Source organism: Bradyrhizobium sp. 197, assembly GCF_023073375.1.
Taxonomy (GTDB): domain Bacteria; phylum Pseudomonadota; class Alphaproteobacteria; order Rhizobiales; family Xanthobacteraceae; genus Bradyrhizobium.
Map to the genome: position 1 here is coordinate 166,121 of NZ_JADPJJ010000009.1, position 23,930 is coordinate 190,050.

At 64.5% G+C, this 23,930-nt stretch carries 25 protein-coding genes; 15 read left to right on the plus strand and 10 right to left on the minus strand.

Annotation, left to right across the window (positions count from 1 at the left end):
- The first annotated feature begins 3 nt into the window (after positions 1–3).
- The 11 genes from IVB27_RS03465 (at position 4) to IVB27_RS03515 (ending at position 9,490) form a co-directional block, all read left to right on the plus strand.
- Positions 4–774: an esterase/lipase family protein gene (locus IVB27_RS03465; RefSeq protein ID WP_247441418.1), complete on the plus strand. Its 771-nt coding sequence runs from the start codon at positions 4–6 to the stop codon at positions 772–774.
- Between the two features lie 132 nt (positions 775–906).
- The gene (paaX, locus tag IVB27_RS03470) at positions 907–1,773 is read left to right on the plus strand and encodes a phenylacetic acid degradation operon negative regulatory protein PaaX (protein WP_247441420.1); all 867 of its coding nucleotides are present in this window, start codon (positions 907–909) and stop codon (positions 1,771–1,773) included.
- Between the two features lie 76 nt (positions 1,774–1,849).
- Complete coding sequence (gene paaA, locus IVB27_RS03475; RefSeq protein WP_247441422.1) at positions 1,850–2,842, plus strand: 1,2-phenylacetyl-CoA epoxidase subunit PaaA; 993 nt, start codon at positions 1,850–1,852, stop codon at positions 2,840–2,842.
- A gap of 10 nt (positions 2,843–2,852) precedes the next feature.
- The gene (gene paaB, locus IVB27_RS03480) at positions 2,853–3,140 is read left to right on the plus strand and encodes a 1,2-phenylacetyl-CoA epoxidase subunit PaaB (protein ID WP_247349725.1); all 288 of its coding nucleotides are present in this window, start codon (positions 2,853–2,855) and stop codon (positions 3,138–3,140) included.
- A complete protein-coding gene (gene paaC, locus IVB27_RS03485; protein ID WP_247441424.1) occupies positions 3,140–3,916 on the plus strand; it encodes a 1,2-phenylacetyl-CoA epoxidase subunit PaaC in 777 nt (258 codons plus the stop codon). Before paaB ends, paaC begins: the two co-directional genes overlap by 1 nt.
- The gene (paaD, locus tag IVB27_RS03490; protein ID WP_247441426.1) at positions 3,910–4,413 is read left to right on the plus strand and encodes a 1,2-phenylacetyl-CoA epoxidase subunit PaaD; all 504 of its coding nucleotides are present in this window, start codon (positions 3,910–3,912) and stop codon (positions 4,411–4,413) included. The genes paaC and paaD overlap by 7 nt, the downstream gene beginning before the upstream one ends.
- A 2-nt stretch (positions 4,414–4,415) precedes the next feature.
- Positions 4,416–5,498 (plus strand): 1,2-phenylacetyl-CoA epoxidase subunit PaaE, encoded by a 1,083-nt coding sequence (gene paaE, locus IVB27_RS03495; protein ID WP_247441427.1) that lies wholly within the window; start codon positions 4,416–4,418, stop codon positions 5,496–5,498.
- A 55-nt stretch (positions 5,499–5,553) separates the two neighbouring features.
- Positions 5,554–6,003 carry a hydroxyphenylacetyl-CoA thioesterase PaaI gene (gene paaI, locus IVB27_RS03500; protein ID WP_247441429.1) on the plus strand — a complete coding sequence of 150 codons (450 nt, stop codon included), beginning with the start codon at positions 5,554–5,556 and terminating at the stop codon, positions 6,001–6,003.
- Between the two features lie 36 nt (positions 6,004–6,039).
- A complete protein-coding gene (gene paaK / locus IVB27_RS03505) occupies positions 6,040–7,371 on the plus strand; it encodes a phenylacetate--CoA ligase PaaK (protein WP_247441431.1) in 1,332 nt (443 codons plus the stop codon).
- A gap of 53 nt (positions 7,372–7,424) precedes the next feature.
- Positions 7,425–8,429: a quinone oxidoreductase family protein gene (locus tag IVB27_RS03510; RefSeq protein ID WP_247441433.1), complete on the plus strand. Its 1,005-nt coding sequence runs from the start codon at positions 7,425–7,427 to the stop codon at positions 8,427–8,429.
- 2 nt (positions 8,430–8,431) lie between these two features.
- Positions 8,432–9,490: a YeeE/YedE family protein gene (locus IVB27_RS03515; protein WP_247441435.1), complete on the plus strand. Its 1,059-nt coding sequence runs from the start codon at positions 8,432–8,434 to the stop codon at positions 9,488–9,490.
- On the opposite strand, the gene IVB27_RS03520 is transcribed toward IVB27_RS03515, so the two are convergent.
- Entirely contained in the window at positions 9,469–10,383 is a 915-nt protein-coding gene (locus IVB27_RS03520) for a DMT family transporter (RefSeq protein ID WP_247441437.1), read from the minus strand. The genes IVB27_RS03515 and IVB27_RS03520 overlap by 22 nt on opposite strands.
- Before the next feature lie 101 nt (positions 10,384–10,484).
- Between IVB27_RS03520 and pdxR the strand changes: the two genes are divergently transcribed.
- Positions 10,485–11,912, plus strand: a complete 1,428-nt coding sequence (pdxR, locus tag IVB27_RS03525; protein WP_247441510.1) for a MocR-like pyridoxine biosynthesis transcription factor PdxR — start codon at positions 10,485–10,487, stop codon at positions 11,910–11,912.
- Positions 11,913–11,916: 4 nt separating this feature from the next.
- Here the strand turns inward: pdxR and IVB27_RS03530 are convergent, their stop codons facing one another.
- The 5 genes from IVB27_RS03530 to IVB27_RS03550 are packed head-to-tail and all read right to left on the minus strand — an operon-like array spanning position 11,917 to position 16,680.
- Positions 11,917–13,140, minus strand: a complete 1,224-nt coding sequence (locus IVB27_RS03530) for a bifunctional alpha/beta hydrolase/OsmC family protein (protein ID WP_247441439.1) — start codon at positions 13,138–13,140, stop codon at positions 11,917–11,919.
- A 25-nt stretch (positions 13,141–13,165) separates the two neighbouring features.
- Complete coding sequence (locus IVB27_RS03535) at positions 13,166–13,828, minus strand: sulfite oxidase-like oxidoreductase (protein ID WP_247349736.1); 663 nt, start codon at positions 13,826–13,828, stop codon at positions 13,166–13,168.
- A 3-nt stretch (positions 13,829–13,831) separates the two neighbouring features.
- Complete coding sequence (locus tag IVB27_RS03540; RefSeq protein ID WP_247441441.1) at positions 13,832–15,154, minus strand: MFS transporter; 1,323 nt, start codon at positions 15,152–15,154, stop codon at positions 13,832–13,834.
- A gap of 33 nt (positions 15,155–15,187) precedes the next feature.
- Complete coding sequence (locus tag IVB27_RS03545; protein ID WP_247441443.1) at positions 15,188–16,411, minus strand: cytochrome P450; 1,224 nt, start codon at positions 16,409–16,411, stop codon at positions 15,188–15,190.
- A 59-nt stretch (positions 16,412–16,470) separates the two neighbouring features.
- Entirely contained in the window at positions 16,471–16,680 is a 210-nt protein-coding gene (locus IVB27_RS03550) for a ferredoxin (RefSeq protein WP_247349739.1), read from the minus strand.
- Positions 16,681–16,832: 152 nt separating this feature from the next.
- Between IVB27_RS03550 and IVB27_RS03555 the strand changes: the two genes are divergently transcribed.
- Entirely contained in the window at positions 16,833–17,480 is a 648-nt protein-coding gene (locus IVB27_RS03555) for a TetR/AcrR family transcriptional regulator (RefSeq protein WP_247441445.1), read from the plus strand.
- On the opposite strand, the gene IVB27_RS03560 is transcribed toward IVB27_RS03555, so the two are convergent.
- The 4 genes from IVB27_RS03560 to IVB27_RS03575 form a co-directional block, all read right to left on the minus strand.
- Entirely contained in the window at positions 17,477–18,127 is a 651-nt protein-coding gene (locus IVB27_RS03560) for an aspartate/glutamate racemase family protein (RefSeq protein ID WP_247441447.1), read from the minus strand. The genes IVB27_RS03555 and IVB27_RS03560 overlap by 4 nt on opposite strands.
- Positions 18,128–18,265: 138 nt before the next feature.
- Positions 18,266–19,279: an amino acid ABC transporter substrate-binding protein gene (locus IVB27_RS03565; RefSeq protein ID WP_247349742.1), complete on the minus strand. Its 1,014-nt coding sequence runs from the start codon at positions 19,277–19,279 to the stop codon at positions 18,266–18,268.
- A gap of 12 nt (positions 19,280–19,291) precedes the next feature.
- Positions 19,292–20,641 carry an aspartate aminotransferase family protein gene (locus tag IVB27_RS03570; RefSeq protein ID WP_247441449.1) on the minus strand — a complete coding sequence of 450 codons (1,350 nt, stop codon included), beginning with the start codon at positions 20,639–20,641 and terminating at the stop codon, positions 19,292–19,294.
- Positions 20,642–20,644: 3 nt separating this feature from the next.
- Entirely contained in the window at positions 20,645–21,517 is an 873-nt protein-coding gene (locus tag IVB27_RS03575; RefSeq protein WP_247441451.1) for a MurR/RpiR family transcriptional regulator, read from the minus strand.
- Between the two features lie 86 nt (positions 21,518–21,603).
- Here IVB27_RS03575 and IVB27_RS03580 point away from each other — a divergent pair, with 86 nt between their 5' ends.
- Together IVB27_RS03580 and IVB27_RS03585 are read left to right on the plus strand one after the other, a co-directional pair.
- Complete coding sequence (locus tag IVB27_RS03580) at positions 21,604–22,791, plus strand: amino acid ABC transporter permease (RefSeq protein WP_247441452.1); 1,188 nt, start codon at positions 21,604–21,606, stop codon at positions 22,789–22,791.
- 2 nt (positions 22,792–22,793) lie between these two features.
- Positions 22,794–23,900: an amino acid ABC transporter permease gene (locus IVB27_RS03585; protein WP_247349747.1), complete on the plus strand. Its 1,107-nt coding sequence runs from the start codon at positions 22,794–22,796 to the stop codon at positions 23,898–23,900.
- The last annotated feature ends 30 nt before the right edge of the window (positions 23,901–23,930 follow it).

The window sequence follows — 23,930 nt, forward strand, 5'->3', positions numbered from 1 at the left end:
TTGATGACCGCTACCGCCCAGACGCTGAGTCCGCCGTCCCGCACCCTGATGTTCCTGGAAGGGCGCGCGATCCACGAGTTCGGCGCATTCCTCGGCGCGCTTCCGCTGCTCAGCCTCGCCCCGCGCGGCGATGGGCATCCGGTGCTGGTGCTGCCCGGCCTCGTGGCCTCCGACGAGTCCACGCGCGCGCTCCGCACGTTTCTGTCGGGCAAGGGCTATGCGGTGAGCGGTTGGCGCCAAGGCCGCAATTACGGCCTGCGCGAGGGCGTGCAGCACGCGATGGTGGATCTGGTCCGGGAGCTCAGTGACACGCACGGCCGCAAGATCAGCCTGGTCGGCTGGAGCCTCGGCGGTCTCTATGCGCGCCAGCTCGCGAAGATGATGCCTGACCGCGTGCGCCAGGTGATCACGCTCGGCAGCCCCTTTGCCGGCGATCCCCGTTCGACCAATGCCTGGCGCGTCTATGAATGGGTGAGCGGGCGGAAGTCTGACGAGGTCGATCCGCAGTTCGGCGGCGATCTCGCAGTTGCGCCGCCGGTGCCGACCACCGCGATCTTCAGCCGCACCGACGGTGTCTGCGCCTGGCAGGGCTGCATGGAGAAGACGGGCGCCCAGACCGAGAGCATCGAGATCGAGAGCAGCCATTGCGGCATGGGCCATCACCCGGCTGCGGTCTATGCCGTCGCCGACCGCCTCGCGCAGAAGGAAGGCAACTGGCGGCCCTTCGACCGCAGCGGCTGGCGCAGCCTGGTCTATCCCGATCCGCATCGGTAGTCTCTTCGCCTCTCCGCGCCCATGTCCGGCCCAAGCTTTAGCGAAGGCGGATGCGGGGAGAGGGAAAAGCATCCGCGAGTGCGTCGCACCCGTCCATTGTCGCGCCCGCACCAAACGCGCTATGCCTCGCGCATGGCGTATCCTTTGTCCCGCATCATCGACCAGCTCAAGCGCGAGCCGTCGCGCACCGGCTCCATCGTCATCACCGTGTTCGGTGACGCCATCGTGCCGCGTGGCGGCTCGGTATGGCTCGGCACGCTGCTGGAATTCCTCGAAAGTCTGGATATCGACAGCGGCGTGGTGCGAACCGCGATGTCGCGGCTTGCCGCCGACGGCTGGCTGACGCGCGAAAAGGTCGGCCGCAACAGTTTTTATCGCTTGGCCGACAAAGGCCGCCAGATCTTCGAAGCCGCCACGCGCCACATCTACGATCCGCCGCCGTCCGATTGGACCGGACGTTTCGAACTGCTGCTGATCGGCAATGGCTGGGATCGCGACGCCTCGCGCGAGGCGCTCCGCAATGCTGGCTTCGGTAGTCCGCTGCCGGGCGTGTGGGTCGCGCCGTCGGGCGTGCCGGTGCCGGACGAAGCCGCCGGCGCGATCCGCCTTGAAGTCTCGGCCGAGGATGACAGTGGTCGGCGCCTGCTCAGTGCGAGCTGGCCGCTGGACCGCACCGCGGACGCCTATCTCAAGTTCATGAAGACGTTCGAGCCGCTGCGCGCCTCGATCGCGCGCGGCACGGAGCTGTCCGAGGCCGACGCGTTTACCGCGCGCATCCTCCTGATCCACTATTACCGCCGCGTCGTGCTGCGCGATCCGCTGCTGCCCGAAAGTCTGCTTCCGGCAGACTGGCCGGGCAAGGCTGCCCGCGCGCTATGCGGCGAGATCTACCGCGCGCTGCTTGCTGCATCAGAACAATGGCTTGATGGTCATGGAACCAATGAAAAGGGGCCGTTGCCGCCGGCGCGAAAGCTCCTGGAAAGGAGGTTTGAGGCTTGATCTTTATGTTACAGAAATATCTTGCATGCGATAATTCTTGATATATATTGCCTCCCAATAAAACGGGAGGATGCGCATGTATACCCAGGCGCTGAACACGACCGAGACCGATGATCGCGGTCTTGAGGACGCGGCCAAGGCTGCGCAGTTCCAGGCGCGCATCGATGCCGAGGAGCGCATCGAGGCGAACGACTGGATGCCGGCGGCCTATCGCAAGACGCTCACCCGCCAGATCTCCCAGCACGCCCATTCCGAAATCGTCGGCATGCTGCCCGAGGGCAACTGGATCACGCGCGCGCCGTCATTGCGCCGCAAGGCCGCGCTGCTTGCCAAGGTGCAGGACGAGTGCGGCCACGGGCTCTATCTCTATGCCGCCGCCGAGACGCTCGGCACTTCGCGTGAAGAGCTGGTCGACGCCATGCTCGCGGGCAAGGCAAAATATTCCTCGATCTTCAACTATCCGACGCTGACCTGGGCCGACATCGGCATCATCGGCTGGCTGGTCGACGGCGCCGCGATTATGAATCAGATCCCGCTGTGTCGCTGCTCCTACGGCCCCTACGCGCGCGCGATGATCCGCGTCTGCAAGGAGGAGTCGTTCCACCAGCGCCAGGGCTATGAGATCGTGCTGACGCTGTGCCGCGGCTCGGACGAGCAGAAGGCGATGGCGCAGGAAGCGCTGAACCGCTGGTGGTGGCCGGTGCTGATGATGTTCGGCCCGCCCGATGCCACGAGCCAGCACAGCGACACCTCGACGAAATGGAAGATCAAGCGCTTCTCCAATGACGAGCTGCGCCAGAAATTCGTCGATGCCACCGTGCCGCAGGCGCAATATCTCGGCCTCACCATTCCCGACCCTGGCATGATTCAGGATGCGGACGGGCACTGGCGCTACAGCGAGATCGACTGGACCGAGTTCAAGCAGGTGCTCGCCGGCAACGGCCCCTGCAACCGCGATCGGCTCGCCGCACGCCGCAAGGCGCACGACGAGGGCGCCTGGGTGCGCGAGGCGGCAGCCGCCTACGCCGCAAAGCGCGCGCGCCGTCAGACTGCACAAGCCGCGGAATAGGGAGATCGGGATGGCCACGCCGAACACGCCGCTGTGGGAAGTCTTCATTCGCAGCCGCAACGGGCTCGCACACAAACATGTCGGCTCGCTGCACGCGAGCGACACGACCATGGCCTTGCAGGCCGCGCGCGATATCTACACCCGTCGCGGCGAGGGTCTTTCGATTTGGGTCGTGCCGTCGACCGCGATCACCGCGAGCGATCCCGCCGAGAAGGGCATGATGTTCGAGCCTGCGGAATCGAAGATCTACCGCCACCCGACGTTCTACGAGGTGCCCGACGAAGTGGGACACATGTGATGCCCGTCGCGAACATCCAGGTCTCGGAAACACCGCTGGTGCTCTATGCCTTGCGCCGCGCCGACGATGCGCTGATCCTCGGGCATCGCCTCTCGGAATGGTGCGGACATGCGCCGATGCTGGAAGAGGACATGGCGCTCTCCAATATCGCGCTCGATCTCCTCGGCCAGGCGCGCGAGCTCTATACCTACGCCGCCAAGGCCGAAGGCAAGGACAACGACGAGGACAAACTCGCCTACCTGCGCGATGTCAGGCAATACCGCAATCTGCTGCTGGTCGAGCAGCCCAATGGCAACTTTGCCCAGACCCTGGTGCGGCAGTTCTTCTATTCCGCTTTCGCCGATCTCTACTGGCGGATGATGATGACCTCGCGCGACACGACGCTTGCCGCGATTGCCGCAAAGTCGGAGAAGGAGAGCGCCTATCATCTGCGCCATGCCTCGGAGTGGATTATCCGGCTCGGCGACGGCACGGATGAAAGCCACGCCCGCGCGCAGGGCGCGATTGATCATCTCTGGGCTTTTACCGGCGAGATGTTTGCGGTCGATGAAGGCGAACGCGCCCTGATCCATGCCGATATCGCCATCGATCCCGGAAGCTTGCGCGGTCGTTGGCTGACGACGCTGTCGGGTGTCGTCAGTGAAGCCACGCTTGAGCTGCCGCAGACCGACTGGATGCAGCAGGGCGGTCGTTCCGGGCGACATAGCGAGCATCTTGGCCATCTTCTGTCCGAGCTGCAGTCGATGCAGCGCACTTTCCCGGGGCAGACATGGTGACGGTGCTGGAGCGCGACAGCGAACTGCGCAAACGCGCCTGGGACGCCGCGGCCAGCGTGGTCGATCCCGAAATTCCGGTGCTGACCATCGCTGATCTCGGTGTGCTCCGCGATGTCGTTCTAGATGGCGACGATGTCGAGGTCGCGATCACGCCGACCTATTCGGGTTGCCCGGCGATGAACATGATCGCACTGGAAATCGAGGTCGCGCTGGAGCGGGCTGGTTTCCGCGGTCCAAAGGTCCGCACTGTGCTGTCGCCGGCCTGGACCACCGACTGGATGAGCGACGAGGGCCGCCGGAAGCTTCACGCCTACGGCATCGCGCCGCCGCAAGCCTCGAATTCACGACGCGCGCTGTTCGGCGAGCAGGCCGTTGCGTGCCCGCAATGCGGCTCAGCGAATACCGAGCTGCTGTCCGAATTCGGCTCGACCTCCTGCAAGGCGCTGTGGCGCTGCAAGGCCTGCCGCGAACCTTTTGACTATTTCAAGTGTCATTGACCATGTCAGCAGCCGCACCGCGCTTCCATCGCCTGGCCGTCAACGACCTTCGCCGCGAGGCGTCCGACGCCGTATCGCTGACATTTGCTATCCCCGGTGAACTCGCCGGCGACTACGCTTTCACGCCCGGCCAGTACCTCACGCTCCGCACCACGCTTGATGGTGAGGAGGTGCGCCGCTCCTATTCGATCTGCTCGGGTCCTGACGATGGGGAGATCCGCATCGCCGTGAAGAAGGTCGACGGCGGCGCATTCTCGAGCTGGGCGGCGGACGATTTGAAGTGCGGCGACGAGTTGGACGTGATGACGCCCACAGGACGCTTCGGCGTGGTCCCGCCGGCCGGCGCCGGCCGCATCCATGTCGGCTTTGCCGCAGGCTCCGGCATCACGCCGATCCTGTCGATCGTCAAGGGCACGCTTGCGCGCGAGCCGGACAGCCATTTCTTCCTGTTCTACGGCAATCGCGCGACCGACAACATCATGTTCCTCGAGGCGCTTGAAGAGCTCAAGGATCGCTTCATCGACCGCCTCTCGATCTTCCACGTTATCTCCGGCGAGGAACAGGACATTCCGGTCCTGCATGGCCGGCTCGACGGCGACAAGGTCAGGGTGCTGCTGCGCTCGCTGGTCCCGGCCGCGAGCATCGATCACATCTTCATCTGCGGACCCATTGGCATGAGCGAAGAGATCGAGGCGACCTGCCGCGGTCTTGGCATCGCGGAAGAGCGTATCCACGTCGAGCGCTTCGTCTCCGAGTTCGGCGGCAAGCCGCGGCCGAAGAAGATCGTTGCGCCCGACGCGCCGCCGAAAGCGGTGGCGTCACTGATCATCGACGGCAAGCGTCGCGACGTGCCGGTTGCCGAGGACGAGGCGATCCTGGATGCCGCACTGCGCGCCGGCATCGATCTGCCCTTCGCCTGTAAGGGCGGCATGTGCTCGACCTGCCGTGCAAAACTGGTCGAGGGCGAGGCGCCGATGGACATCAACTACTCGCTGGAACCCTGGGAGCTGAAGGCCGGCTTTGTCCTGACCTGCCAGGCGAAGCCATCGTCGGAGCGGGTCGTGGTCGACTACGACCACGTTTGACAGTTATGGCAAAGCAGCAGAGCATTGCGGGTAAGCAATTGGCCGGGAGATGCGCGTGAACGTCAAAGCCGCCCTGTCGCCTGAGGATGTTGCCCGCGCCTGCGCCGATGCGATGTGGGCGGAGGACGATGCCTCAAAGGGCCTCGGCATGGAAATCGTCGAGATCGGCCAGGGTTTTGCGACCCTGGCGATGAATGTGCGGCCGGACATGGTCAACGGTCAGCGCATCGCCCATGGCGGCTTCATCTTCACGCTCGCCGATTCCGCGTTCGCCTTTGCCTGCAATTCGCACAATGAACGCGTGGTGGCCGCGCAGGGCCAGATCACCTTCATCAAGCCCGGCAAGCTCGGCGACCGCCTCGTCGCAAAAGCGTGCGAAGTCAGCCGCGGCGGCCGCTCCGGCATTTACGACGTGCGCATCACCGCCGGCGATACCGTCATCGCGGAATTCCGCGGGCATTCGCGGGTCATTCCCGGTACGTGGCTGCCGGCGCAAGATCAATAACGAAAAAGAACAAACCAATGATATGGGGAAACGAGGATGGCTCTGACGAGGCTCAAGGAAGGTGGCAACACCTATCGCGCCGAAATGGACGCGCATGAGCGCGCGTCGCGTGACGAGATCATGGCGCTCCAGACGCAGCGGCTGGCCTGGTCGCTGAAGCACGCCTACGACAACGTCGCGCATTATCGCAAGGCCTTCGACGCGGCCGGCGTGCACCCGTCGGAGTTTCGCGAGCTCTCGGATCTCGCGAAATTTCCATTCACGGTGAAGACGGACCTGCGCGACAACTATCCCTTCAACATGTTTGCCGTGCCCCGTGAAAAACTGGTGCGTGTGCATGCCTCCTCCGGCACGACAGGAAAGCCGATCGTCGTTGGCTATACGCAGGCCGACATCGACACCTGGTCGGAAGTAATGGCGCGCTCGATCCGCGCTGCCGGCGGCCGCACCGGCATGATCATCCACAATGCCTATGGCTACGGTCTCTTCACCGGCGGGCTAGGCGTGCACTATGGCGCGGAGAAGCTCGGCTGCACCGTGGTGCCGATCTCCGGTGGCATGACCGAGCGGCAGGTGCAGCTGATTAATGACTTCCGGCCCGACATCATCACGGTGACGCCGAGCTACATGCTGGCGATCCTCGACGAGTTCAAGCGTCAGAAGCTCGATCCGCGTCAATGCTCGCTCAAGGTCGGCATCTTTGGCGCCGAGCCCTGGACCAACGCGATGCGCGGCGAGATCGAGGACGCCTTCGACATGGACGCGACCGACATCTACGGTCTCTCCGAGGTGATCGGCCCCGGCGTTGCGCAGGAATGTATCGAGACCAAGGACGGCCTGCACATCTGGGAGGATCATTTCTATCCTGAAGTGATCGATCCGGAAACTGGTGCGGTGCTGCCCGACGGGGAGAAGGGCGAACTGGTCTTCACCTCGCTCACCAAGGAAGCATTTCCGGTGATCCGCTATCGAACCCGCGACCTGACGCGGCTGCTGCCGGGCACGGCTCGGCCGGGCATGCGGCGGATGGAGAAGGTCACGGGCCGTTCCGACGACATGATCATCCTGCGGGGCGTCAATCTGTTCCCGACCCAGATCGAGGAGGTTCTGCTCGCCACCGACTGGTGCGGCGGGCATTTCATTCTGGAGCTGACTCGCGAAGGCCGCATGGACGAGTTGACCATCATTGCCGAGGCGCGGCCGGAGAGTTGGGACGGCCGGGGTCTTCTCGACCATGCGAGCCGGATCTCGACCCAAATCAAAAACACGATCGGCATCAGCTCCAGGGTGAGCGTGGTTGCGCCGGCCACGCTGGAGCGCTCGCTCGGCAAGGCCAAGCGCCTCTACGACAAGAGGCCGAAGGATTGACTTGACCGCCCCCAAAGGCGACAAGGCCCGCGAGAAGTCCCGTGGGTCTTTCGATGTCCATAGCCGATGCCAAAGCCGTCGAAGCGCGCTGCGTGCGCCTCAATGCCAAGGCCGAGAACGCCGCCACGCTTGCCCTTGGCGTCGAACGTCATACGCTCACGCGCGGTCCGAATGATCTCCTGATTGAGGTCAAGGCCGCCGCCGTCAATCCGTCCGACGTCAAGGCCGCGACCGGGCTGATGCCTTATGCTGTGTTCCCGCGCACGCCCGGCCGCGACTACGCCGGCGTGGTGATCGACGGGCCGTCCGGTACGATCGGCCGCGAGGTGTTCGGCTCCTCCGGCGATCTCGGCATCCGCCGCGACGGCACCCACGCCAGCCATCTCGTCGTTGAATCTGACGCAGTGGTCGACAAGCCGAAGACCGTGTCCTGGGAGGAGGCCGCCAGCATCGGCGTGCCCTTCGTCACCGCCATGGAGGGCTTTCGCCGCGCCGGCATTCCAAAGCCCGGCGAAACGGTGCTGGTGTTCGGCGTCAACGGCAAGGTCGGTCAAGCGGCGGTGCAGATCGCGACCTGGCAGGGCGCGCGCGTCGTCGGCGTGGTGCGCAAGGCGGAAGCTTATGAGGGCCATGCCAACGCGGCGATCGAGGTGATCGACGCTTCCGCCACCGATGTCGCCACGCGCGTGCGTGAGTTGAAAGATGGCAAAGGCGCCGACATCGTCTTCAACACGGTCGGCGATCCCTATTTCCAGGCGGCACATAAGTCGCTCGCACTTCGCGGCCGCCAGATCCTGATCGCCGCCATCGACCGCATCGTGCAGTTCAACATCCTCGAATTTTACCGCGGGCAGCACACCTATGTCGGCATCGACACGCTCGGCCTGCCGTCGGCCGCGACAGGCGCTGTGCTGCGTGACCTCGGCCCGGGCTTTGCGAGCGGGCACCTGAAGCCGTTCCCGATCAAGGCGAACGCCGTCTATCCGCTCGAACGCGCAAAGGAGGCCTATGTCGCCGTTGCCGGCTCGTCGCGTGATCGCGTGATCCTGAAGCCTTGATCATGGAGTCATCCACCCAACTTGTCATCCTCGCCGGCCTCGTCATTGGCCTCGTTTACGGCGCCGTTGGACTGCTCAGCGGCTTCTGCCTGATGAGCAGCATGCGCGGCTGGCTGGCGGAAGGGGACGGGCGGCTGGTGCGGACCTATGCGCTGGCGATCGCGATTGCGACCGCCGCGAGCCAATTCTTCGCCGGCAACGGCATGGTCGATCTCAGCAAATCGATCTATCTGCAACAATCCTTTTCGGTGCCGGTGCTGTTCCTCGGCGGTCTGCTGTTCGGCTACGGCATGCTGCTGTCGAACGGTTGCGGCTCGCGGGCGCTGGTGCTGCTCGGCCGCGGCAATCTCCGCTCCTTCGTCGTGGTGGTCGTGCTGGCCATTGCCGCGCAGATGACGCTCAAGGGTCTGATCGCGCCGGCGCGCATCGCGCTGGTGCAGGCCTCGCAAACCACGGTCCACTTGAATTCGCTGCCGTCACTGTTGGCGACGTTCGGTCCGGCAGAAGCGGCTTCGCGCACGATTGCTGCTGCTGTCATCGTCGTTGTGCTTATCCTGTTTGCTTTCGCACACCCACCGTTCCGGCGTTCGCCCGGCCAGATCGCAGCCGGTGGCATCGTCGGTCTCCTCGTCGCCGGCGGCTGGTTCGTCACCGGCTATCTCGGCGCGGATGACTTCAACCCGGTGCCGGTGACCTCGCTCACCTTCATCGCGCCGATCGCGGATGCGCTGCAATACGCCATGCTCTCGACCGGCCTGACGCTCAATTTCGGCATTGCGACAGTTGCCGGCGTCCTCGCTGGCAGTCTCGCCACCGCGCTTGTTACAGGCCGATTCCATCTCGAAGGCTATTCCTCGCCACGCCACATGCTGCGATCGGCGGGCGGCGCCGCCCTAATGGGCATCGGCGGCGTGATGGCCTTCGGCTGTTCGATCGGGCAAGGGCTCACTGGTGTGTCGACGCTCGCGCTGGGCTCGTTCGTCGCTGTCGCCGGCATCCTGCTCGGCACCGCGGCGGGCCTGCGCGGAGTCCTGCGCGTTCAGCCTCTCGCGGTGGCCTGACCGCGCAGCAGGCGATCGCCGAGCGTCGCGAGAGCGATGCCGGTGACGATCAGCGCGGCCGCGAACACAAGACTCATGTCGATCGGCTCACCCAGCAGGATCGCGGCGCCGGCGATGCCGACGAGCGGCGTTGCGGTGGTACCGAGCGAAGTCGTCAGGGCCGAGATGCTCTTGTTCACCATCGACATCGCCCAGTAGGCCAGCACCGTTCCGATCAGCCCCGAATACAGGAACAGCAACACGAGCCTCCACGACCACTCCACATGCGGCAGGCCATCCGCGATTGTCGCGCTCACTGACAGCACGATTGTCGCCACGAGCACCTGCCAGATCAGGAGCTGGAGCGGGGACGCAATCCAGCGATGCGCGCGGATATAGATGATGTTCGCGGCCCAGGAGATCGCGGCCAGGATCACCATGCCGGCGCCGAGCACGACGTTTGCATTGGTCCAGTCGATCGAGGCCGGGTTCAGGATGACGACAAGGCCGATCAGCCCGAGCAGCGCGCCGGCGAGCTTTGGCGCCGTCAGGGTGTCCTTTCCTAGCAGGGGTGCAGCGAGCGCGACCCAGAGCGGCGTGGTGTAGCCGAGCACGACGCCCTTGCTTGCGGGCAGGAAGCGCAGACCCGACGCAACCAGAACCGAAAACAACGTCATGTGTAGCAGTGCAACGCTGAGCACGACCGGAATGTCACGCCGGTCCGGGATCACCAGGTTGTTGCTCAGCCCGAGGATCGCGGCGAGGCCGATCAGCGCGATCCAGCTCCGGATCGCCGCGCTCCACAGCGGCGGGACGAACTGCACCAGTTGCTTGGTCACCGACCAGTTTATGCCCCAGGCCAGCACGACGATGAGGAACAGGCCAACGGCCACGCGGGGTGACAGGGAGTTCATTTTGGAGGTCCTTGAAGCAGTCCGGTTCAGCGGATAGCATCCCAATTGGAGCCTGAAAAAGTGCCAGATTGTAGAGGAATAAGGTGCCAGTTTCGGAAGGCATGATCTCCGCCCTGCTCGACCTTAAGCGGGCTGACGAGGAGGGGCTGGTGGCTCAACTGACGAGCCAGCTCCGAAGCTTGATCGCGACCGGCCGTCTCGGCAAAGGCCGCACGCTGCCGTCGAGCCGCCGGCTTGCGAACGATCTCGGCGTCTCGCGCAACACCGTCACCTATGCCTTCGAGCAGCTTGCCGCCGAGGGATATCTCGAGGCCTCGCATGGGCGCCGTCCGATGGTCACGGTCGACGGCGAGCGCATCGAGAAAACGGACGCCGTTGCAGCTCGCGTGCGCGCCAGCAAGCCGCGGCTTTCACCTTGGGCTTCGAGCCTCACGCAGACCGACTGGCCGATGTCGTATCAGGCGCAACCAAGACCCTTGCGTCCCGGACACGGCGATTTCAGGGAGTTTCCGAACGAGGTCTGGGCGCGCTGCCTGCGCCGCAGCGCCGTGCGCGCGGCCAAGCGCGAGCTCGGGCCGGTCAACCGGACGCGCCTGCGCGAGGCGCTGGCGCATTATCTCGCGACCAGCAGGGGCGTTCGCGCCAAGGCGGATCAAATCCTGATTCTGCCGAGCGCGCAGGCTGCGCTGACCTTGATTGCGGCTGCCGTCATCACGCCCGGCGACGACGTCTGGGTGGAGGACCCCGGCTATCCCGGCGCCACGGCGGCCTTCCGCGCATCCGGCGCGCGCGTGTTCGGGATGAGGTTGGACGAACAGGGCATGCAGCGGATTCCGGGACTGGCGGCCCCGAAATTGATCTTCATGACGCCGTCGCACCAGCACCCGACCTGCCGCCTGATGTCACTCCCGCGCCGCACCGAATTTCTTGGCCTGAGCAGGCCCGGCAAGACCTGGATTGTGGAGGACGACTACGACGGCGAATTCCACTATGACAGCCGGCCGGTGCCGGCCTTGCAGGGGCTCGATGCCCATGGCCGCGTGTTCTATGTCGGCACGTTCTCGAAGGCGATGACCTCGGATATCCGGCTCGGCTATCTCGTCGTTCCCCCGGCACTGGTCAACACCCTGGAAATCGCGCAGCGGCACATCGGGCTGATCGCCGCGAGCCACATCCAGGAAGCGCTGGCCGAATTCGTTGCCGACGGGCATTTCCTGGCGCATCTGCGCCGGATGCGCCGGCTCTATCACGTCCGCCGCGATCACCTCGTCGAGGGACTGGAGCGTCATCTCGGCGAGGTTCTCTCGGTCGAAGTGCCCCCGGGCGGCATCCAGCTCGTCGCGCGCCTCAAGCGCGGTCGGGCCGATCAGGCGGCGGTAAAGCGGCTGGTCGCTGCAGGGGTTGAAACGCGGGCTTTGTCCAGCCTTGCGCTCGACCGTCCCTGCGATCACGGCCTGCTGCTTGGCTTCGCGGCCTGGCGCGAAAGCGAGATCACCGCGGCGCTGCGGACGATGGTGTCGTGCTTCTAGCGCGCTAGTCCACAGCCTTCGTCACGATGCGGACTTCCGAGGTCAGGGTCCGGTGCACCGGGCACTTGTCGGCGATTTCCATCAACTTCTTGCGCTGCTCGGGATCGAGTGTGCCGTCCATCGCGATGTCGCGCTCGATCTGGTCGAGCATGCCATCGCGTGTCTCGCACTCGGCACAGTCTTTTGCGTAGATCTTGGAATGTTTCAGCGTGACGGTGACACGATCGAGCGGCAGCGACTTGCGGTCGGCATAAAGGCGCATGGTCATGGAGGTGCAGGCGCCGAGACCGGCAAGCAGGAAATCATAGGGACCAGGACCGGCATCATCGCCGCCGGCGGCGACCGGTTCGTCCGCGATCAGGCGATGCGGACCGACGGAGATGGTCTGGTTGAATTTGCTCTTGCGGGTCTCCTGCACCACGACCTGGCGCGGTGCCTCAGGGAGGTCCATCGCCTTCGCGGGGTTGGCTGTGTCGATGTACCGGCTCGCCCAAGCCGCGATCAGGTCGGCCGCGTAGAGGGCGTCGGATGGCTTGGTCAGGAGATGATCGGCATGGTCGAGCGAGACGAAGCTCTTGGGATGCCTGGCCGAGACAAAGAGCCTCGTCGCATTGTCGATGCCGACGGTATCGTCAACCGGAGAATGCATGACCAGCAGGGCCTTGTGCAGGCCGGTGACGTCCTTCATCAGCTCGTGCTCGGCGATGTCGTCGAGGAATTCGCGCTTGATCCGGAACGGGCGTCCCGCCAGCGAGACTTCGACCTCACCCTGCGCACGGATGGTGTCGATATGCTCTTTGAACAGACCGGTGACGTGGGCGGGATCGGATGGTGCCGCGATGGTCGCAACCGCCTTGGCTTCCGGAATGTGTCCGGCTGCCGCGAGGATCGCGGCGCCGCCGAGGCTGTGACCGATCAGGATGGACGGTGCCTTTCGGACGCGACGCAGATGATCCGCCGCGCGCACGAGATCGGCGACGTTGGAGGAGAACGTTGAATTGGCGAAATCCCCTTCACTGGAGCCGAGCCCGGTGAAGTCGAAGCGCAGCACGGCGATGTCTTTGGCGGCGAGCGCGACCGAGATGCGCTTGGCGGCCAGCGTGTCCTTGCCGCAGGTGAAGCAATGCGCGAACAGTGCGAAGGCCGCGGGCTCGCCGTCGGGTAGCTCCAGTGCGGCCGAAAGTTGATGGCCGCCTTCGCCGGTGAATTGAAAGCGCTCTGTCGGCATGGGCTTTCCTCGTTCTTGCTTGAACCTAATCGCCTGAATAGCGCTGTTCGGCCCAGGGATCGCCGCGGTTATGATAGCCGCGGACTTCCCAAAAGCCCGGCGCATCCGCGGTCAGGAATTCGATGGCCTGGAGCCATTTGGCGCTCTTCCAGAAATACAGATGCGGCACGACCAGCCGCACCGGGCCGCCATGCTCGTCCGACAATGGCTGGCCGGACCAGCTATGAGCGAGGAGTGCATCCTCGGCGGCAAAGTCGTCCAGCGCGAGATTGGTGGTGTAGCCGTCAGAAGAATGCAGCACCACGAAGCGCGCGTCGTCGCGCGGCTGGCAGGCAGCGAGCAGCTCGCGGGTCGCGAGCCCTTCCCATTCATTGTCGTACCGCGACCATGTCGTCACGCAATGGATGTCGGAAGTGAACTGCGCTTGCTTCTGGGCGACGAAATCGGCGAAGGTCCAGAACACCGGGTTCTCGATTGCGCCGTAGACGTCGAGCCGCCAGCGCTCGCGCGAAACCGGCGGCACGACCCCGAGATCGAGCACCGGCCAGTCCTTTGTCAGATGCTGGCCGGGCGGCAGGCGCTGCTCTTCCGGGCGCGTGATCTTGCCGGTCAAAAAGCGGCCTTCGCGCGCCCATTTTTCTTTGGTGCGCGTCAGCTTGCTGTCGGGCGGCTCGTTGTCCTCGGCCATGAGCTACTCGTGGCGATGCATCGCGGAGGCGTGCTTGGTGTCGCGCATGGTGGAATAGATGATCAGCGACAGGCAGATGACGCTGGCGAGATAGTAGTAGAACCACTCCTCGCGCCCGATGCTCTTGAAATAGAGTGCGATCGCCGGCGCCGTGCCGCCGAAGAGCGAGACCGTGATCGCATAGGGCAGGCCGACGCCGAGGGCGCGGACATTGGTCGGGAACAGCTCGGCCTTTACCACCGCGTTGATCGAGGTGTAACCGGCGACGAACAGCCAGGCCGCGCAGATCAGTATGAACGCGATGAACGGCGACTTGGTCTCCTTCAGCGTCATCAGCAGCGGCACGGTTGCGAGCGTGCCTGCGACACCGAAGAAGATCAGCAACGGCTTGCGGCCGATCTTGTCGGAGATCGCACCATAGATTGGCTGCAGGATGGTCGCGAAAATCAGCGTGCCGAAGATCACGAAGGTGGTCTGGTCCTCGGTCAGCCCGACCGAAAGCTTCACGAACGTCTGCATGTAGGTGGTGAAGGTGTAGAACGCCGCGGTGCCGCCTGCGGTCAGGCCGACCACCAGCAGCAGTTCGCGGGGATAGCGCAGCAGGTTGGTAAGCGAGCCGGTCGGCTTCACAACCTTCCTGGCTTCCTCGAAGGCTTCGGTCTCATGCAGGCCGCGCCGCATCACTGCGGCAAAGATCGCGAGCGCCGCACCGATCGCAAACGGGATACGCCAGCCCCAGGCTCTCAGTTCCTCCGGCGTGAGGAAGACTTTTTGCAGAAGCAGCAGCACGATGATCGCCGTGAGCTGGCCGCCGATCAGTGTGACATACTGAAAGCTCGAATAGAAACCGCGACGTTTGGGATCAGCGACCTCGCTGAGATAGGTCGCGCTGGCGCCGTACTCGCCGCCGAGGCTCAGGCCCTCGATGATGCGGGCCAGCGCCAGGATCACCGGTGCGGCAAAGCCGATCGAGGCATAGGTCGGCGTCAACGCGATGATCAGCGAGCCGAAGCACATGAAGACGACCGACAGCGTCAGCGAGATGCGCCGCCCGTAATGATCGGCGATATAGCCGAACAACCAGCCGCCCAACGGGCGCATCAGGAACGTCGCCGCGAATACCACGGCGACATTCAATTGCTGCACGACTGGATCGCTGCCGGGAAAGAAGGCGGGAGCGAAATAGAGCGCGAACGCGGTATAGGCGTAGAAGTCGTACCACTCGACGAGATTGCCGATCGAACCGATGAAGATTGCCTTGATCCGGCGCTTGGCGTCAGAGATGTCAATGCGGTCGGAGGCCGGTTTGATTGCTTGCTCTGTCACGCCCGGCCTCTCCGTATCGCTGTTTGGAAAGGTCTACATCGCCTTTCCAAGCAAAAATGGCAACTGGCGGGGGCCTCTGACGGTTCCCTGTGACCAGGTCACCGTGCCTGCCGGATCGAGGGCGAAGTCCGGAATTCGCTTCAGCCATTCCTCCAGCGCGACCTGCATCTCCATGCGCGCAAGGTTCGAGCCGACGCAGCGGTGGATGCCGAGGCCGAAAGCGGCGTGGCGGTTCTCGCGGCGGTCAATCACAACCTTGTCAGCATCCGGAAAAATCTTTGGGTCGCGGTTCGCGGCCGGGAAGGACAGCAGCACCATGTTGCCTGGCTTGACCGGGCAGCCCGAGATCGTGGTCTCCTTGACCACTTCGCGCGCCATCGTCACCGGCGAATAGGCGCGCAGCAGCTCCTCCACCGCGTTCGGGATCAGCCCGGGCTCGGCAATCAGTCGCTCGCGATCGGCGGGCGTCCGGGCGAGGTGCCAGAGTGAGGAGCCGATCGCGCTCCAGGTGGTGTCGATGCCGGCTATCAGGAGCAGTCGCAGCGAGCCCAGCACGTGTGAATCCTCGAGCGGATTGCCTTCCTTGTCCCTGGCATTCATCAGGTAGGAGATCAGATCGTCGGTCGGCTTGTTCTTGCGGGCCTCGATGTGGGCGCCGAAGTAAGCGCTCATCTCGTGCACGGCCTGAAGCAGCATGGTCTCGTCCTTGATGCCGAGCTCCAGGATCATGTGGATCCATTTGATGAAGAGATCGCTGTCGGACTCAGGAATGCCGAGCATGTGCGCGATTGCCCGCACCGGAATGTGCTTGGTGTAGCGCTCCGCCGCGTCTAGCCGACGTTCGGCGATGAAGCCGTCGATCAACTCGTTGCAGATCGCGCGCATCCGCGGCTCCAGCTTCTTCATCGCGTCCGGCGTGAACGGCGGCAGAAGCAATTGCTTGGCGGGCTTGTGCACCGGCGGATCGGAGGTGATCGGCGGGGCGGAGTTCCTGCTGGTGATTTCCGGCCGCACGTCGCGGACGATGATCCGGCGCGAGGAGAAATGCTCGCTGTCGTTGGCTATCTCGCGTACGGCCTCATAGGTCGTCGGCATGTAACAGCCGAGAAAACGTTCGGTGTGCACGACCGGGCCTGCGGCGCGCAGCTCGTCCCAGATCGGGAAGGGATCTTCCGTCCATTGCGGATCGGTGTGGTCGAAATCATGGACCCAATCGGTCACGGGCGGATGGGCGGCGGGTTGGCTGACGTCGGACATATCAGTGAATCCCTAGGGGCTCGTGTTCAAGAAAGGCACGCGGGGCGGCAGGCGGTGCGCTACTCCTCGATCACGTCGATTGCGATTTCCGGACAATTGGATTTGGCAAGCCAGGCCTTGTCTTCGAGGCCGGGCGGGACCGTGCCGTCGCCGGCCTCGTGGGCGTTGCCGTATTCGTCGAGCTCGAACAGCTCCGGCGCCAGCGCCTTGCAGCGCGCGTGCCCCTGGCATTTGTCGGGATCGACGTGAATCCTCAGTCGCTCTGTCATGGCGGCTTCCTCGGTCGTGCGCGCGTGAACCCGAAGGGTGCGCGTTCCTCTTGTCAATTTTGTCACGGCATTGCCGCTTCTTCTAAGTTATAGCCTATTACATTCGCGGCAGGCTTCCCCTGTCAAGCACAAACTTATAAGCTCTGCGCAACATGCGTTCACAACTTGCCCGAAAACCCGAGAACACCTACCACCATGGCGATCTCCGGGACGCCCTGATCAAGGCTGCGCTACGCGAAGCGGAGCAGGGCGGAACGGAGGCGATCAGCATCAAGGCGCTTGCAAAGCAGCTCGGCGTCTCCCAGCCGGCGCCCTACCGGCATTTTGCCGATCGCGAGGCGCTGCTTGAGGCGGTGACGGCGCAGGCGTTCCGGCTGCTCAGCGCGATTTTGCGGGCCGCGATGGCAAAGCCGTCGAAGCAATCGAAATTATCGCGGCTGGCGCAGGCGACGCTCGATTTCGGTCTGCACCGCAGTGGCATCTACCGGTTGATGTTCGCTTCGCGCACTGTGTCCTGCGCGCCCAAGGGCAGCGAGTTGCGTGAGGCCACGCACGAGACATTTGCGCTCGTGGTGGAAGCTCTTGAAGCGCCCGCGGTCGGCTATTTGCGCGAGCGGCACGCGCTCAAGATCTGGGCGGCGCTGCACGGCGTGGTGATGCTGGCAGAGCAGGGCCTGTTCACCGGTGAGGCGGCGCATGCCACGCGCGAGGAGCTGGTGGAGGATTTTGTCAGCGAAACGAAGGCAGCGCTTGCGGCGGCGATCAAGGCCGCGCGGCGCCGGAAAAAGGCTGGCACTTAATCCTTCGCCACCAACAGCTTCATCAGCTTCTCGACGGCGCTGTCGGGCGTGGTCACGACAGGGCGGCCGCTAGCCTCCGCCACGAGAGGCGCAGTCGCCGCGATACTGAACTGCGCGAGCGCGACGACGTCGCAATCGCGTAAGTCACGTGAGGCTTCCACGATCAGCCGGTCATGTGTCGCGCGGTCGCCGCGGTCGAGCGCGGCCAGCGCGCCTTCGGCAAGTTTCGGCACGATCTTGACGGAGGCCGGAAATTCCGGCGGCATCGAGGCCAGCGTGGGCGGGAAGGTCGTGAGCAGGCCGATCCGCTGGCCCATCGTCACCGCCCGTTCGATCATGGCTTCGTTCGGCCTGAGCACCGGCATCGGCGCATGCGCGCGCGCAACCGCCTCAATGCAGGGACCGAAGGCCGAGCAGGTGAACAGGATCGCATCCGCGCTGGTCGCCGCGGCGTAGTCGCCGAGCGCAAGGAAGCGCTCGGTCATGGCATTGTTGAGCTTGCCGTCACGCGCGAGATCAGCCGACAGGCTGTCGTCGAGCAGGTTCATCAGCCTCGCCTCTGGCCACGCCTTCGCGAACGCCGCCTCGATCGGGGCGATAGAATGCTTGAGGGCGTGGATCAGGGCGATGCGAGGAGACGTCGTCATTGAACGTTACCCGATGGAAGGTTTCGTGCCCCGGACGCAGCGCATGGCGCTGCAGAGCCGGGGCCCATTGTCGCGGCGAGGTCCCGGCTCAGCGCGGCAGCGTTGCACGCTGCGGCGCGTCCGGGACACGCGAGGCCTTTACTTGAACGGCACCGCGTACATCAATCCGCCCTTGCTCCAGAGGCCGTTGAGGCCGCGCTCGAGCTTGAGCGGGCTCGCCTTGCCGACATTGCGCTCGTAGATCTCGCCGTAATTGCCGGTGGCCTTGATTGCCGTGACCAGCCATTTATTGTCGAGCCCCAGCCGCGAGCCGAGATCGCCGGAGGCGCCCAGAAGGCGCTGGATCGCCGGTGTCTGCGACTTCGCCATCTCGTCGACATTGGCTTGCGTGACGCCAAGCTCTTCGGCCTCGATCAGCCCGTAATGCAGCCATGTGATGATGTCGCTCCAGACCTCATCGCCGTTGCGGGTGAAGGGGCCGAGCGGCTCTTTGCTGATGGTCTGCGGCAGCACGACGTAGTCGGCCGGATTCGGCGCCGCGGTCGTCACGGCACCTGCGAGCGCGGAAGCGTCCTGGGTCATGGCATCGCAACGGCCGCCGAAGAACGTCTGGTACATCGTGTCGACGCGGTCGAACACCAGCGGTTTCCAGTCGATGCCATTCGCCCGGCCGTAGTCGCCGAGCGTGACCTCATGCGTGGTGCCCTGGGCGACGCAGACGGTGGCGCCCTTGAGATCCTTGATCTCCTTCACGCCGAGGTCTTTCTTCACGACAAAGCCCTGGCCGTCGTAGAAGTTGATCGGGCCCTGCCGCAGGCCCAGCGTCACGCCGCGCAGATAGGTCTGCGTGGAGTTGCGGTAGAGCACGTCGATCTCGCCGGACTGGAGCGCGGTGAAGCGGTTCTGCGCGGTCAGCGAGACGTAACGCACCTTGCTCGCATCGCCGAGCACGCCGGCGGCGAGGGCGCGGCAATAATCCACGTCGAGACCCTTGTAATTGCCTTGCGAGTCCGGCGCGGAGAAGCCGGCAAAACCGGCGCTGACACCGCATATCAGCGTGCCGCGGCTCTTCACCGTGTCGAGCGTCGCGGCCGATGCGACCACCGTCGATGCCGCGAGCACGCTCGCTGCGATAACCACTTTCCTCATCATATTACTCTCCCCTCAATGATTGACACTACGCAACACGTGGTCGACGGCGGTGCCGAGCTTGTCGACGATCAGGTCGATCTCGTCAGCCGAACTTATATAGGGCGGTGCCAGCAGCACGTGGTCGCCGCGGACCCCGTCCACGGTGCCGCCGCCGGGATAGCAGCCGAGCCCGTTGGCAAAGGCCTCCGCCTTGATCTTCTGGTTCAGCTTCAACGCCGGATCGAACGAGCTGCGGCCGGCGCGATCGGCGACGAGCTCGATCGCCCAGAACAGCCCGCGACCCCTGATGTCGCCGACATGGCGGTGGTTGCCGAAGCGCTCGGTCAGCCGCTGCTCGAGCTGCTTGCCGCGCTCCTTGACGCGTTCGAGCAGGCCGTCCTCGCGGATCACGTTTTGCACCTCGAGTGCGGCGGCGCAGGCGAGGGGATGCGCGAGATAAGTATGGCCGTGCTGAAACGCACCGGAGCCCGCACGGATCGTGTCGATGATCTTTCCGCTGGCAAGCATCGCGCCGATCGGCTGGTAGCCGCCGCCGAGGCCCTTCGCGATCGCCTGGATGTCGGGCGCGACGCCTTCCTGTTCCCATGCATGCGTGGTGCCGGTGCGGCCCATGCCGGACATGACCTCATCAAGGATGAGCAGTGCGCCATGTCGATTGCAGATCTCGCGGACCGCTTTGAAGTATCCATCCGGCGCCGTCACGGCACCGGCGGTCGCGCCGACGACGGGCTCGGCGAGGAACGCCGCGACGGTCTCAGGGCCGAGCCGCTGAAACTCGGCTTCAAGTTCGGCGGCGAGGCGCGCCACAAACTGCGCATCTGATTCACCATCGTGTTTCTCGTGATAGGCGAAGGCCGGGGTCACATGGCTGAAAGCGTCGGAGAGCAGCGGCGCATAGGGCGCACGTCGCCACGCATTGCCGCCGGCGGCCAGCGCGCCCAGCGTGTTGCCGTGATAGCTCTGGCGCCGTGCGATGAAATGCTGCCGCTGCGGCTCGCCACGCTCGATGAAATATTGCCGCGCGAGCTTGATGCTGGCTTCGATCGCCTCCGATCCGCCACTGACGAAATAAGCATAAGCGAGGCCGCCGGGCTCGTGGCCGACCAGCAGTTCGGCCAGCGCCTCGGCCGGCTCGGAGGAGAAGAAAGCGGTGTGCGCATAGGCCAGCGTCGAGGCCTGCTTCGCTATCGCTGCGATCACGCGCGGATGCTGATGGCCCAGGCAGGACACCGCCGCACCGCCGGATGCGTCGATCACGCGGCGGCCGTCCTCGGCCAGGAGATAGACGCCTTCGCCGCCGATCGCCTTGGGCGGCGTTTCGCGCAACGAACGGTGCAGCACGCGGCTGGTGCGAGCGGCCATGGGTCAACCTTTCTCTGGAACGTAAGTGGAGGCCGCGGCCAGTCGCGCCTCGGTATTTTCCAGGCGCTTCTTTGCGGCCATGCCGCCGAGCGAAAATGTCACGGCAGCGAGCGATTGTGCGATCGCAATGGCACCGGTGAGGCTCGGGAAAAAGCCGGGAGAGGAGGCCGCCTCGAACAGCAGCACGTGGTCGGCGCCTTCGGCCATCGGCGCCGATGGGCTATCCGCAATCGCGATCAGGGTCGCGCCGGCACGATAGGCGGCCTGCGCGACGCGGACGCTCGCATGTGTATAGGGCATGAAGCCGATGACGATGACGGCTTCGCCGGGCCGGAACGCGCCGAGGTCGAGATCGTCGGGGCCCGACGCACCGACGAGTTGCACCTGTTCGGGACGAAACAGCCGGAGCTCGTAGTTCAGCAGCTCAGCGACGCTGCGGCAGCTCCGGTAGCCTGTGATCCAGATCCGCTTGGCGTCATGAAGTGCGCGGGCCGCTTCCGCGATCGGCTGGGCCGGAATGCGCGGGAGGCCAGCGGCCTCGGCCTCGAGCTTGTCGGTGACGAGCGCGACATCGGCGTTCGGCCCGTGACGGCGGCTCTTGGCGCGGCCGGAGAAGGGCGCGATCTGCGAGGGCCGCCGCGCCTCCGTCAGCGCCGCGCGCAATTCGTCCCAGCCCGAATAGCCGATGGCTTTCGCAAGCCGCGTGAACGCGGCCGGATCGGCGCCGGCAACCGCTGCGAGATCGCGCATCGAACGCGTGGTGGCGTCGTAATCGTTGGCCGCGACGAAACGCCCGACCTCCTGCAACCGCATCGGGAGCGACGGCAATGCAATGCGCAGTTCGCTCAGCGGCGAGGATTTCGCGGGCTCGGCCATGAAACATTTGTTGCACGAAGTAGAGTTTGGTGCAACAGTTGACGTGCGCCGCCGGAAATCGCCGTCTTGAGAAGGATTTTTGTGCTGTGACGTCAGACGCTCCGAGACCGCCGCCGCGCCGCCGCTTGTTCGGTGCTTTCGGGCGACGCGAGCTGAAAGACCTGTTCTGGCAGGTCCTGGTGGTCGGGATCGCGGTCGCGGTCATCGTCTTCCTCTGGTCCAACACGGTCACTAATCTTTCCGCGCGCCGCATCACGACCGGATTTGCGTTCCTCGGCCGTGAGGCTGGCATGCCCATCGCCGACAGCCTGCTCGCCTACAATCCAAGAGACTCATATCTCTGGGCCTTCGTCGTCGGCATCGCCAACACCTTGCGCGTTGCCGTAATTGGCATCGTGCTCGCAACCATTTTGGGTACGCTGATCGGTATTTCGCGCTTGTCCGCGAACTGGTTGGTGTCGCGGCTTGCCGCTGTCTATGTGGAAACGCTCCGCGATATCCCGCTGCTGCTCCAGCTTTTGTTCTGGTATGTGCTGATGCAGGCACTGCCGGCCGCACGCGCGGCGTTTCGGCCGATCGATGGCGTGTTCCTCTCCAATCGGGGCTTGATCCTGCCGGCGATTCCAACCGGGAGGCCGCAGCTTTGGGTGCTCGGCACAGCAGTGCTCGGGCTTGTCGTGTTCTATGTCATCCAGCGACGGCTGATCTCACTACAGATGCGCGACGGCAAGCCACGGCCGGCCTGGCCTTTCGCGCTTGGCCTCATTGTCGTGCTGCCGGCGCTCGTGTCCGCACTGCTCGGCGTATCCTGGATCATCGAATGGCCCGAGTTGCGCGGCTTCAACTTCGTCGGTGGACTGACGCTCGCGCCCGAATATTTTGCGCTCGTGATCGCGCTCGTCACCTATACCTCGGCTTTCATCGCCGAGATCGTGCGCAGCGGCATTCAGTCGGTGCCGCGCGGCCAGTGGGATGCCGCCAATGCGCTTGGCCTCCGCCGCAGCTTCATGCTGCGGCAGATCATCCTGCCGCAGGCGTTGCGGGTGATCGTGCCGCCGATGACCAGCCAGTACCTCAACCTGACCAAGAACTCTTCGCTCGCGGTGGCGATCGGCTATCAGGACGTGGTCTCGATCGCCAACACCACGCTGAACCAGACCGGCCAGGCGATCGAGGCGATTGCTTTGATCATGGCGGTGTTCCTCACCATCAGCCTCGGCATCAGCTTTTTCATGAACTGGTACAATTCGCGCATCGCGCTGGTGGAGCGCTGATCATGACGGCGATCGCCGACATTCCGGAAGCACCGCGCGCCGCCCGTCGCCCGCAAATCGGCAACCCGGTGCTGCGCTGGCTGCGCACCAATTTGTTCTCGTCGATTCCGAACGGCATCCTCTCGGTCGTGCTGCTGGCGGTGCTCGCCAAGGGTGTCTTCAGCTTAGTGCTGTGGGGAATCGCGAACGCAGTCTGGTTGACGCCGGCGAACGATTCCAGTGCCTGCCGCGCAGTGCGCGGCGTCGGCGCGTGCTGGGCGATCATACCCGAAAAGTACCGCTTCATCCTGTTTGGCACCTATCCGTTCGACCAGCAGTGGCGGCCGGCGCTGGCGGTGCTGCTCTTCATCGCCCTGTTCTATCTCTCCACCCGCCGCGCCTTATGGCGGCGCGAACTGGCCTATCTCTGGATCGGAGCGCTGGCGCTGATCAGCGTGCTGATGTGGGGCGGCGTGTTCGGTTTGTCGTTCGTCTCGCAGGACCGTTGGGGCGGCTTGCCGGTGACGCTGATCCTGGCGACGTTCGGTCTCGCGTTCGGCTTCCCGCTCGGCATCCTGGTTGCCCTCGGCCGTCGTTCGAAGCTGCCGGCAATCCGCTCGCTCAGCGTGCTCTATGTCGAGCTGATCCGCGGCGTGCCGCTGGTCAGTCTGTTGTTCATGGCGAGCGTGATGTTTCCGCTGTTCATGCCTGCCGGATTCAACATCGACAAGCTCTTGCGCGCGCAGATCGCTATCATCCTGTTCGCAGGTGCCTATCTTGCCGAAGTCATCCGCGGCGGCCTTCAGGCCGTGCCGAGCGGACAGTATGAGGCCGCTGATGCGCTGGGGTTGTCCTATTGGCGCAAGAACCGGCTGATCGTCCTGCCGCAGGCGATCCGCCACGTCATCCCGCCGCTGGTCAACACCTTCATCGCCTTCTTCAAGGACACCAGCCTCGTCCTGATCATCGGTATCTTCGACCTGCTGACGACGGCGAAGACCGCGATCATCGATCCCGCGTGGCAGCAATTCTCCGTCGAAGTCTACATCTTCGTCGCCGCCATCTATTTTGTCTTCTGCTTCGCGATGTCGCGGTATAGCCGGAGTTTGGAGGCGACGCGCGCGGGCTAGATATCTCGTGCCCCGGACGAGGTGCAACGC

What these genes read in the sequence shown, in the direction of transcription:
- IVB27_RS03465 (WP_247441418.1), top strand. Translation starts at nt 4, where the DNA reads ATGACCGCTACCGCCCAGACGCTGAGTCCGCCGTCCCGCACCCTGATG.
- paaX (WP_247441420.1), top strand. Translation starts at nt 907, where the DNA reads ATGGCGTATCCTTTGTCCCGCATCATCGACCAGCTCAAGCGCGAGCCG.
- paaA (WP_247441422.1), top strand. Translation starts at nt 1,850, where the DNA reads ATGTATACCCAGGCGCTGAACACGACCGAGACCGATGATCGCGGTCTT.
- paaB (WP_247349725.1), top strand. Translation starts at nt 2,853, where the DNA reads ATGGCCACGCCGAACACGCCGCTGTGGGAAGTCTTCATTCGCAGCCGC.
- paaC (WP_247441424.1), top strand. Translation starts at nt 3,140, where the DNA reads ATGCCCGTCGCGAACATCCAGGTCTCGGAAACACCGCTGGTGCTCTAT.
- paaD (WP_247441426.1), top strand. Translation starts at nt 3,910, where the DNA reads ATGGTGACGGTGCTGGAGCGCGACAGCGAACTGCGCAAACGCGCCTGG.
- paaE (WP_247441427.1), top strand. Translation starts at nt 4,416, where the DNA reads ATGTCAGCAGCCGCACCGCGCTTCCATCGCCTGGCCGTCAACGACCTT.
- paaK (WP_247441431.1), top strand. Translation starts at nt 6,040, where the DNA reads ATGGCTCTGACGAGGCTCAAGGAAGGTGGCAACACCTATCGCGCCGAA.
- IVB27_RS03510 (WP_247441433.1), top strand. Translation starts at nt 7,425, where the DNA reads ATGTCCATAGCCGATGCCAAAGCCGTCGAAGCGCGCTGCGTGCGCCTC.
- IVB27_RS03515 (WP_247441435.1), top strand. Translation starts at nt 8,432, where the DNA reads ATGGAGTCATCCACCCAACTTGTCATCCTCGCCGGCCTCGTCATTGGC.
- IVB27_RS03520 (WP_247441437.1), bottom strand. Translation starts at nt 10,383, where the DNA reads ATGAACTCCCTGTCACCCCGCGTGGCCGTTGGCCTGTTCCTCATCGTC.
- pdxR (WP_247441510.1), top strand. Translation starts at nt 10,485, where the DNA reads ATGATCTCCGCCCTGCTCGACCTTAAGCGGGCTGACGAGGAGGGGCTG.
- IVB27_RS03530 (WP_247441439.1), bottom strand. Translation starts at nt 13,140, where the DNA reads ATGCCGACAGAGCGCTTTCAATTCACCGGCGAAGGCGGCCATCAACTT.
- IVB27_RS03535 (WP_247349736.1), bottom strand. Translation starts at nt 13,828, where the DNA reads ATGGCCGAGGACAACGAGCCGCCCGACAGCAAGCTGACGCGCACCAAA.
- IVB27_RS03545 (WP_247441443.1), bottom strand. Translation starts at nt 16,411, where the DNA reads ATGTCCGACGTCAGCCAACCCGCCGCCCATCCGCCCGTGACCGATTGG.
- IVB27_RS03550 (WP_247349739.1), bottom strand. Translation starts at nt 16,680, where the DNA reads ATGACAGAGCGACTGAGGATTCACGTCGATCCCGACAAATGCCAGGGG.
- IVB27_RS03555 (WP_247441445.1), top strand. Translation starts at nt 16,833, where the DNA reads ATGCGTTCACAACTTGCCCGAAAACCCGAGAACACCTACCACCATGGC.
- IVB27_RS03560 (WP_247441447.1), bottom strand. Translation starts at nt 18,127, where the DNA reads ATGACGACGTCTCCTCGCATCGCCCTGATCCACGCCCTCAAGCATTCT.
- IVB27_RS03565 (WP_247349742.1), bottom strand. Translation starts at nt 19,279, where the DNA reads ATGATGAGGAAAGTGGTTATCGCAGCGAGCGTGCTCGCGGCATCGACG.
- IVB27_RS03570 (WP_247441449.1), bottom strand. Translation starts at nt 20,641, where the DNA reads ATGGCCGCTCGCACCAGCCGCGTGCTGCACCGTTCGTTGCGCGAAACG.
- IVB27_RS03575 (WP_247441451.1), bottom strand. Translation starts at nt 21,517, where the DNA reads ATGGCCGAGCCCGCGAAATCCTCGCCGCTGAGCGAACTGCGCATTGCA.
- IVB27_RS03585 (WP_247349747.1), top strand. Translation starts at nt 22,794, where the DNA reads ATGACGGCGATCGCCGACATTCCGGAAGCACCGCGCGCCGCCCGTCGC.